This is a genomic window from Burkholderia sp. COPS, assembly GCF_019425585.1.
In the GTDB taxonomy this organism is placed as follows: Bacteria; Pseudomonadota; Gammaproteobacteria; order Burkholderiales; family Burkholderiaceae; genus Burkholderia; species Burkholderia cepacia.
Genome location: NZ_WIXR01000076.1, coordinates 1 through 8526 on the forward strand (window position 1 = coordinate 1; position 8526 = coordinate 8526).

Annotated in this window: 6 protein-coding genes and 2 pseudogenes; 1 reads left to right on the plus strand and 7 read right to left on the minus strand. The window is 66.9% G+C overall.

Going from position 1 to position 8526, the window contains the following annotated elements; all coding sequences use genetic code 11:
- From FOZ70_RS36285 to FOZ70_RS36315, 7 genes and pseudogenes are all read right to left on the minus strand, one after another.
- A partial coding sequence (locus tag FOZ70_RS36285; protein WP_219707817.1) for an FAD-dependent oxidoreductase occupies positions 1 to 627 on the minus strand: 627 nt, incomplete at its 3' end.
- Positions 628 to 936: 309 nt separating this feature from the next.
- Complete coding sequence (locus tag FOZ70_RS38370) at positions 937 to 1209, minus strand: hypothetical protein (protein WP_230953703.1); 273 nt, start codon at positions 1207 to 1209, stop codon at positions 937 to 939.
- Between the two features lie 876 nt (positions 1210 to 2085).
- Positions 2086 to 2757 (minus strand): TetR/AcrR family transcriptional regulator, encoded by a 672-nt coding sequence (locus FOZ70_RS36295; RefSeq protein WP_219707821.1) that lies wholly within the window; start codon positions 2755 to 2757, stop codon positions 2086 to 2088.
- 524 nt (positions 2758 to 3281) lie between these two features.
- Positions 3282 to 3947 (minus strand): annotated as a pseudogene (locus tag FOZ70_RS36300) (c-type cytochrome); the annotation flags it as partial.
- Positions 3948 to 5426 carry an FAD-dependent oxidoreductase gene (locus FOZ70_RS36305; RefSeq protein WP_219707819.1) on the minus strand — a complete coding sequence of 493 codons (1479 nt, stop codon included), beginning with the start codon at positions 5424 to 5426 and terminating at the stop codon, positions 3948 to 3950.
- A 60-nt stretch (positions 5427 to 5486) separates the two neighbouring features.
- Positions 5487 to 6143: a TetR/AcrR family transcriptional regulator gene (locus FOZ70_RS36310; protein ID WP_060377082.1), complete on the minus strand. Its 657-nt coding sequence runs from the start codon at positions 6141 to 6143 to the stop codon at positions 5487 to 5489.
- 10 nt (positions 6144 to 6153) lie between these two features.
- On the minus strand, positions 6154 to 6852 hold the full coding sequence (locus FOZ70_RS36315; RefSeq protein ID WP_219707820.1) for a hypothetical protein: 699 nt from the start codon (positions 6850 to 6852) through the stop codon (positions 6154 to 6156).
- 645 nt (positions 6853 to 7497) lie between these two features.
- Here FOZ70_RS36315 and FOZ70_RS36320 point away from each other — a divergent pair.
- Positions 7498 to 8526, plus strand: a pseudogene (locus FOZ70_RS36320) (ATP-binding protein); the annotation flags it as partial.

The following is an 8526-nucleotide window of genomic DNA, read 5'->3' on the forward strand; positions in this document are numbered from 1 at the left end:
CTCCCAACCCACCCGGTCCTCGGGCTTGATGTCCTGCGTCACGAGCCAGTCGCCCACCGACATCCTGTCCAGCTCGCCGGCCCGGGGCGACGTCCACGGCGCGCCCGACGGCACGTCGCGCGACATCTTGCCGAGCTTCGACGATATGGCTTCGTCGGTGCCGAACGTGCCTTTCAGGTCGACCGTCGCGCGGCCTTCGCCGCCGAGGATGACCGTCTTGCCGTCGTAGTAACTCGGGAACGTGCCGACCTCCAGCTCGCGGGCGAGATCGGCGACGGCGGTCTGGCCCGGCCCGATCCATTGGCCGCCGACCTCGGTGACAAATCCGCCTTCCACGTTGTAGTTGAGTGTCCGGCCGCCGACGCGATCGCGCGCCTCGAGCACCATGAACGATTCGCAACCGGCCTGTCGCAAGTCGCGCGCCGCCGTCAGTCCGGCCAGCCCCGCGCCGATGATGACCACGTCGAGCACGTCGCCCGGCATGCCGGACGTGCCGCCTTCGCCGGCGCTCGCCTGCCGCGCGCCGATCGCGAGCGTGCCCACGGCGGCGGCTGACGCGCCCGCGTACTTGAGCCACTGCCTCCGACGCAAATCGGCTGCTCCATTGGGGAAAGACTTCTTTGGCATGTTGTCTTGGCTACTGCAATGAAAGTCGCTCGGGAGCCGTCAATCAGGACGACGAACGATAGGCGGCCCGTTCGGCACTTCGTTCCAGACCGGTCGGAATGCGGCCGCTGCTCCTGCCTCGCTCATGGCGCAGGGCAAGTCGGCGAACCACGCAATCCATTTGTAGGAATATGTGACAAACGTAGGTCATGATACATACAACCAAAATAAAGAAAAGACACGGGATTACCCTGCCTTGGAGAATTTTTTTGGCGGTTGCAGACGACGCTGCCGCGAAGCAGACCATTCATCGCGGGAATGCCGGCCGATTCACAAAATAAACTTCAGCGTGACGCACATGCCCGCTATGCTCACGGTCACGAATTCACGCGAGAGATCGCCTCGGTCCGCCGGCGATGGCATCGCCGTACGGCGTTCACGCGCCGGTTCACGGCAACCCGTGCCCGGTAGCGACTTGCGCGCGCCGTGGTGCGCGTGCCGTTCAATTCGATTCCCCGTGTTGTCGACGGGGCATGGCTTCATGGGAACAGGAATGCCGGGCGCCTGCGCGGAAATACCCGTCGAAATCTCGTCGCGATTCAACGTCCTCGACTATCCGAACGGGGGCTATCTCACGAGGCTGGCGGCCGAGACGCTTGCCCGCCGAAGCGCGCACCCCGACCTGTTGTCGAGCAACGCGAGTTTTCTCGGCCATCCCGTTTCCAGCCCCGCGACGGCCCGCATCGTCGAATTGGGATCGACGAAAAGCCTGTCGCGCGCGACGTTGTCGCTGAGGCAGGAAAGCGAACTCAAGGCGTTCTACGTGGCGACGTTCACCGACTTTTCGCGGACAAGCGCCGCCACGGCGACGCATTGCGCGGGACCGCAGCTGCCGGCCACGCCTTATCGCGCGTGCGTGAGCATCGACACGCTGGCGATCCCCGATCCAAGGCGCTCGTACACCTCGCGGTTCGACCTGCGCCTCGCACCCGGGGTATTGCAGAACAGCGGGCCGGAACAGACCGCGACCGTCGATGGACGGATTGATCTGGATGACGAATCATTTCCGACGCTCGCGTCGCTGCCCCTCTTCGCCGATGCGTTCCCGCCGCCCAGCTACAACGTCATCGATCGCGCCGAGTGGGGACCGGTGCCGACGATCGACTATGCGGTACACCTCAAGGCCGCCCGCGGCCCCGGGCCGATACGCGCACGCTTCCGGACGAGGGACGTCCGCAATGGCCTGCTGGTCAACGATGGTGGATTGCGGGATACGAGGGGGCAGCTCGTGGCGGAATCGCGTCAGCTCGCGACATTCCGCGGAACGCTCGGCAACACACGTCCGGCAAGCCGAATGTTCGCCCTGCACGTCGCCCTTGCCGGATGTGGCGCCCGCCACGCGGCATCACGCGCGGAGCAAAAAGAAAAAAGACAGGGGCGTGCCCTGTCTTCCTGTGTCACCTGGCCGGGCCGCGACCGCTACCGGCTCTTGCCGCCGGGTGCCTTGCTCTCCACCAGGGAGTACGCCGACGCCAGGAACCTCGCATCGAGCCCCTCCGTCTGCCGCCCCATCGTGTACTGGAGCGCCAGCCCGTCGGCCATCGCGACGAGCAGCATCGCGACGTGCTCGCCGTCGGCCGCCTTGAGGCCCGGATTCACCGCACGGACGAGCGCGGCAATAGCTTGCGTCAAGGACGCATACCATTCGTCGATCAGCCGCGCGCATTCGGGATCGATCGACGCAAACGAAACGAAGTGGGCCCACAGGGCCGTGCCCTTGACGTCCTTCGCATTCTCGAGCGCCATGCCGAGCAATGCCTCGAGCGTCTCACGCGGCTGCGCTCCGCTTTCGAGCGCGCGCTTCAGGGCGCTCAGGTACGCCTCGATCTCGGGCTCCATGACTGCCCGCAGCACGGCAAGCCGCGTTGGGAAGTAGTACTGGAGGTTGCTGACGCTGATGCCGGCGCGCTGCGCGACCGCACGCTGGGAAAACTCCAGCGCACCGCCCTCGAGCAGAAGTTTCCTCGCCACGCGCACGATGAGTTTGCGCGTACGAACGCCCTGGGCCCGAAGGCCTTCAGGCTGCGCGCCGGTGGGTCCGGCACTCGACGTGCGCCGTTTCCGGGTCGGTTGCTCAATAGGCACTGTCATCGCTTCCGTCATGATCCGGGCGTTTCCGCCCTCCTGATGTGATAGGACCGGCGTTTCGCCGGTCGCGAACGACTATACCCGATGCCGACACCAATTTCCATCCGGGGCGCCGCCGGGCGGCGGGCGGCAGCCGCTGTCACCGTTCGTCGCGGCGCCTGTGCCGCGTGCGCGGCGTTCACCGTATGGCGGCCGCCGGGGCCGCCACGAGCCTGCGCGCTCCGCTCGGGCGCCGACGTCCGCCCGCGCCATCGCGACGGGCAGCCGCTCTGCTCCCCGCGCTACCTGACGCTGACGCCACCGCCGCCGCGTGCGGCAGACACGTTGGCGAGGTAGTACGCGACGGCGCGGATGTCGTCGCCGGACAACCTGGCGACAGCGGCATGCATCGCACCGGCCGGATCGGCAGGATCGGCCCGATCGTTCCGATCGTTCCGATACCCGGTCTTGATGGCCGTGATCTGCTTCACCAGATCCGCCTCGCCGTGATTCGCGAGGCGCGGCGCATGATCCGTCGATGCGGCCGCGGCCGCGGCATGCGTCGGTGCGATACCCGCCAGGTAATGCGCGACGGCCCGGATGTCATCGTCCGACAAGGCGGCGGCCACCCCGTTCATCGCGCCCGTCTCGTCGTGCCGCTTGCCCGCCCGGAACGCGACGAGCTGGCCCGCGAGATACGCCTCGCCCTGCCCCGCGAGGCGGGGCGCGCGCGCGTTGCCCGTCAGGCCCGCGCCATGGCACGCGACGCAGCTCCGCGTCTGCACCACCGACATGCCGCGCGCGGCGAGCGCCGCGTCGACGCGGATCTTCTCGTTCTGGACCGGCGCCTGGCGCGCGAAATAGTCGGCCAGCAGCTTCATCTGCTTCTCGTCCATGCCGCGCGCAAGCGGCCCCATGTACGGGTCCGGCCGGCGGTCGCTGGCGAACGCGCGCAACTGGGCCTCGATATAGGCCGCCGGCTGGCCGGACAGCGCCGGGTATCCGCCGTTACCCGATTGCCCGCGCGGGCCGTGACAGATAAAACACGTCTCCTGCGGTTGCGGCCATGGGCCGGCATCGGCCTTGAGCGAGTCGGCCTCGCCGTCCAGCGCTTTCCCGAAGCGGTAATAGCCGTACAGATCCGGCCCGAACAGCACACCGGCCGCCGACACGGCAGCGACCACGACAACACCGATGATCCATGCTCGCTTCACTCAAGCCTCCGTCGTCCGATGCGCGAGCGCACCCAGAACCTGCAGTGCGGCGCGATGCCCCGAACGCACCGCGCCATCCATTGCACCGGCCCAGATGTCGGCCGTCTCCGTTCCCGACCAGATCAGCCGCCCTGCCGGCGGGTGCAGGTACTCGCCCCACTTCGTCCAGAAGCCGGGCGGAATCGGATGAATGCAGGTCAGCGACCATGGGTCCACCTTGCCCCAGTCGTAATCGTGGAACTGCGTCGGGCGCAGCGCCTTGTCGCCGAGCGCCTGCGCATAGATCGCGGAAAGCGTCCGTTCCGCCACCTTCGCGTCGCTCGCGAGCGCGCACGGTGCGATGAAGCCGTTGATGACGCCGATCGACGCGTCCGGCGGCGAGTTGTCATAGGCCCACAACAGCGGGCCGCTGACCGGGATGATCTGCCCGTTGCACCCGTCGTCCCGCCAGAAGGGCCGGTCGTAGACGTGAACCGTCTTGCGCATCGGCGCGTACGCGGGCCACAGGCGCTGCAACTGCGCGCGGCCGTCCGGCAGTGGCGGGTCGAACACGACCTGGTTGCACAGCGCCGGATTCAACGCGACGATCACGCGGCGCGCACGTACGACGCCCTGGTCGGTATGGAGCTCGACGATCTCGCGATTCCATCCGGAAATCCTGCGCACCGGGCAGGACAGCTTCACCCGTTCGCCCAGTTCGTTCGCCATCCTGATGCTCAGCACCTGCGAACCGCCGACGAAACGCGATTCCTGCGCGCCCCCCTTGATCGATTCGAGCTGGTCGTAATCGCTGTTCGCGCTGTTGATCGTCGCCAGGTAGTGCAGCAAGCCGAGCTGCGCCGGTGCCGTGCCGAGCGACAAACGGGCCGCCAGGCTGAACGAGAATTTCTCCTCGTTGGTCAGGCCTTGCTGCGCGAGCCACGCGCCCAGCGACAGCTTGTCGAGCGCCGCCGCATTCGGCGCTTTCCACGGTGCCGCCGAAGGCACGTTCTTCGCCATCGCGTTGAGCCGGGCCGCGATCGTGCCGTTGCCGCCCACCGTGCCCTGCGTGTCCTGGGTCACCCGCGCACCGTCCGCCAGGTACACCGTCTTGCCGGCGTAGTACGTGTCGAACGTGTCGACGTTCAGCTCGCGCGCGAGATCGACGATCGCCGTCTGGCCGGGGCCAAACCACTGCCCGCCCGCCTCGGAAATTCTCCCGCCGCCGAGGTCGTGGTTGTAGGTTCGCCCGCCGACGCGATCGCGCGCCTCGAGCACGACGAACGATTCACATCCGGCACGCTTCAGGTCGCGCGCGGCGGTCAGCCCCGCGAGCCCCGCGCCGATGATCGCGACGTCGAGCACGCCGTCGTTCCCGGCGACTGCGCCGGCCGCTTGCGCGAGCGACACTCCGCCGGCCGCGAGCGACCCCGCGCTCACCGCTGCGAGGCGGAGCAGGTTGCGCCGGATCTGGGCATCCGGCCTGGGTTTGCGATTCATTTTTATGTTCCTTCGGTCCTCGTCAGTTTGTCCTTGCACCGGTGCGCGGCGAGCGCGCGGTCATTCCATCGTCTCGTCGCACGGGCTGCTCGCGAACACCTGCGCCACCGCCGCGTCGACCCATGCGTCGGTCAGGTGCCACCGTCCGCTCGCGCCGTCGGGCAACACGTCGTCGCCCAGTCCCGTCAGGCCGAGCGTCAGCAACTCGATCGGCAACGGCAACCGCACACCGGCGCACGCCAGGCTCCGGCCTCGCTGCTCGGTCAGGAATGCAGCGAATTGAACGCGGAACGACGGGTCGTGCACGGACAGGAGCGCCGCTTCCATCCACATGACGCAGGCGTCCGGCTGCCGATAGCGTTGCCTGAAGTACGCGTGCATCGCGCGCTCCATCCCCTCGCGGTCGTTGCCGGCCTCGACGACGCGCATCAGTTCACGTTCGACGCCTTCGTGATCGCGCCTCAGCAACTCGAGCAGCACGGCCGTCTTGTCGCCGAAATTCGAATAGAACGCGCCGCGCGTATAGCCCGCCGCAACGGCAATGCGTTCGATGCTCGCCGCCGCATATCCCCTTTCGGCGAAGATCGTGCGTGCCGCCAGCAGCAGGCGCTCCCGCGACTCGCCGTCGCGCTTCCTGCCGCGCCGCGGCGTCGGCTTCACCGGCTGTCCGGCCTGATCCGTGCCGTGAGTTTCATGCGCTTCAAGACCCTCATTCATCTCAGGATTCCTATTCGAACGAGGTAAATTCACGCCACCGGATCATGCCGGCGGCCCCGGCCGTTTCGACATGACGCTTCCGCTCGAGCGCGCAGTACGCGTAATAGATCGCGACCGCGAAATACGACCACGTCAGCAGCGCCAGCACGGGAAACCCGGATACGGCACCGTGCGCGTCGCCGGGCAGCCCGTACAGGTCGTCGACGTACGCGACGACCAGCGACAGCACGAGTGCCAGCGTCGTCGTCGTCGCATGCAACGCTTCCCCGGCGCGCAACAGCCGCGCGACGAAATAAACCAGATAGAGCGCCAGCAACACCCACATCGCCACATGGAAATACGGCAGGACGACATCGACGAACTCGAGCGTCATCAGCGCCATCGTTCCCACCACGGCCATCCCGAGCAACATCACGACCTGCTGGGCCATCGGCCTGTATTCGTGCGTGACGGCCATCATGCCGGCAGCCGCGATCACCGGGATGCCGAACCCTCTCGTGAACATGTCCAGGAAGTGCGCCACGCCGGACGAGCCTGACCAGCCCGTCGCCATGAAAATCAGCGCGTTGACGGCGGAAGCCGCAACGACCCACCAGGCGGCCCCGAGCAACGGATTGCGCATCCGGACGAACTTCATGCCGTAAGTGCCTGTCACCCACGCGAGCAAGGCAACGGACAACGCGATGTCGGGAGATCTGAAATCCATCATGAAACTTCCTGTACCGATTCGGTTCGATGCTTCGTTGGTTCTCCGGATGAACGCTCGCCCGACGCGACGACGCACGCCCATCGGTGTGCTCATGCTTCCAGTTCGAACCGTCGGCGGCATCCCATGCTTCCTCGATCCTTTCGTCGAACCCCGCCGGATCGAGCGGGACAGGGTATTCCGAATGTAGAAAACGTTGACCAATGTAGGTCATAATACATAACAATTGAGCACGAAAAAAAGCAGGGTATTCCCCTGCCTCGAAATCACCTGGATCGCGGGGAAGCATCGGGCGGTCATCAGGCGCCAACCAACGGCGCCGCACGCCTGCCGACCCGCACCGCACGGCAACGCCAGCAGCGCCCGCATTCCAACGCATGCCGAACCATCGTGTCATCCGATGGCAGATTTCGTGCGGTAACATTGCGATTCGATGGCGTGAATAGCAACAGCCCGAGCGGACACCATGACCGAAGAATCCATACCGTCCCGCGCGACGCGCGCTTCCGCCCTCCGCGCCACAGCGGCAGCCCCCAGCCGGCACACCGCTCGCTTGCCCCTGCCATGCCTCTCCCCCGACGCCAACGCAATCCGACCGCGCAACCTTCCCGTCGTGAATCGACACAACACCACGCTTGGGAGCACGAAATGAAGCTCGGAGGGCTGGGCCGCAAGATTGCGGTATCGATGACGGAGCTGGCGCTCGGCATCACGTTGATCGTCGTGCTGATGATCTACGCGTTTTACTACGTGATGCTCCGGCACTGGAGCGAGATCTGCCACCAAGCGGGCTGGTTTCCGTCGAACCCCGAGTGGATCTGGCTGGGCATCACCATCGTGATCGGCCTGGCGCTCGCGATCGTCGTGTCGGCTCGACTCGCGCACCGGATTCTGGTGCCGCTCAACTCCGTCGCCGACAGCATTCGCCGCGTCGCCAAGGGCGACCTGACCGCGCGCGCGGTCGCCGGCGATCGATCGATGCGCGAAGCCGCGCTGATCGCGGACGACTTCAATGCACTCGCGGCCCAGCTGCAGCGCATGACGGACGAACAGGCATTCTGGAATGCCGCGATCGCGCACGAACTGCGCACGCCGNNGCGTCTTCCAGCCGGGCGAGGCGCTGTTCCGGGGCCTGTTGACCCAGGCGGAAGGACTGACGCGCCTGATCGAGGATCTCCGCGTGATCAGCCTCGCCGAAAGCGGGCATCTGAGCGTCAGCATCCAGGAGACCGATCTCGCGACGCACATCCACGCAGTCGTCGAGATGTTCGAGGATGCACTGGCCGCGGCCGGCCAACACATGGTGCTCGATCTCGATACGCGGCCCATGCGCTGCGACCCGTTCCGGATGCGCCAGGCGCTGCTTGCGCTGCTGGAGAACGCGCGGCGCTATGCGGTACCCGGTGCGATACGCATCCACACGCGCGTCGAAAGCGGCGCGTGTCGCCTGCTGGTCGAAGACGAGGGGCCGGGCATCCCGGCCGATGCCGCGGCCCGGATTTTCGATGCCTTCCGGCGCGTGGACGACGCGCAGTCCAGCCAGAAGGGCGGCAGCGGCCTCGGGCTGGCCGTGGTCGCGGCCATTGCGCAGGCGCACGACGGAGAGGCATCGTGTCGCCCGACCGCCCCCGCCGCCCCCGCCCTCGACCTGCACCGCCCCGCCCGCCCCGCCTCGCC

Coding starts and splice junctions, on each gene's coding strand:
- FOZ70_RS36315 (WP_219707820.1), bottom strand. CDS start 6,852: ATGATGGATTTCAGATCTCCCGACATCGCGTTGTCCGTTGCCTTGCTC.
- FOZ70_RS36310 (WP_060377082.1), bottom strand. CDS start 6,143: ATGAATGAGGGTCTTGAAGCGCATGAAACTCACGGCACGGATCAGGCC.
- FOZ70_RS36295 (WP_219707821.1), bottom strand. CDS start 2,757: ATGACAGTGCCTATTGAGCAACCGACCCGGAAACGGCGCACGTCGAGT.
- FOZ70_RS36305 (WP_219707819.1), bottom strand. CDS start 5,426: ATGAATCGCAAACCCAGGCCGGATGCCCAGATCCGGCGCAACCTGCTC.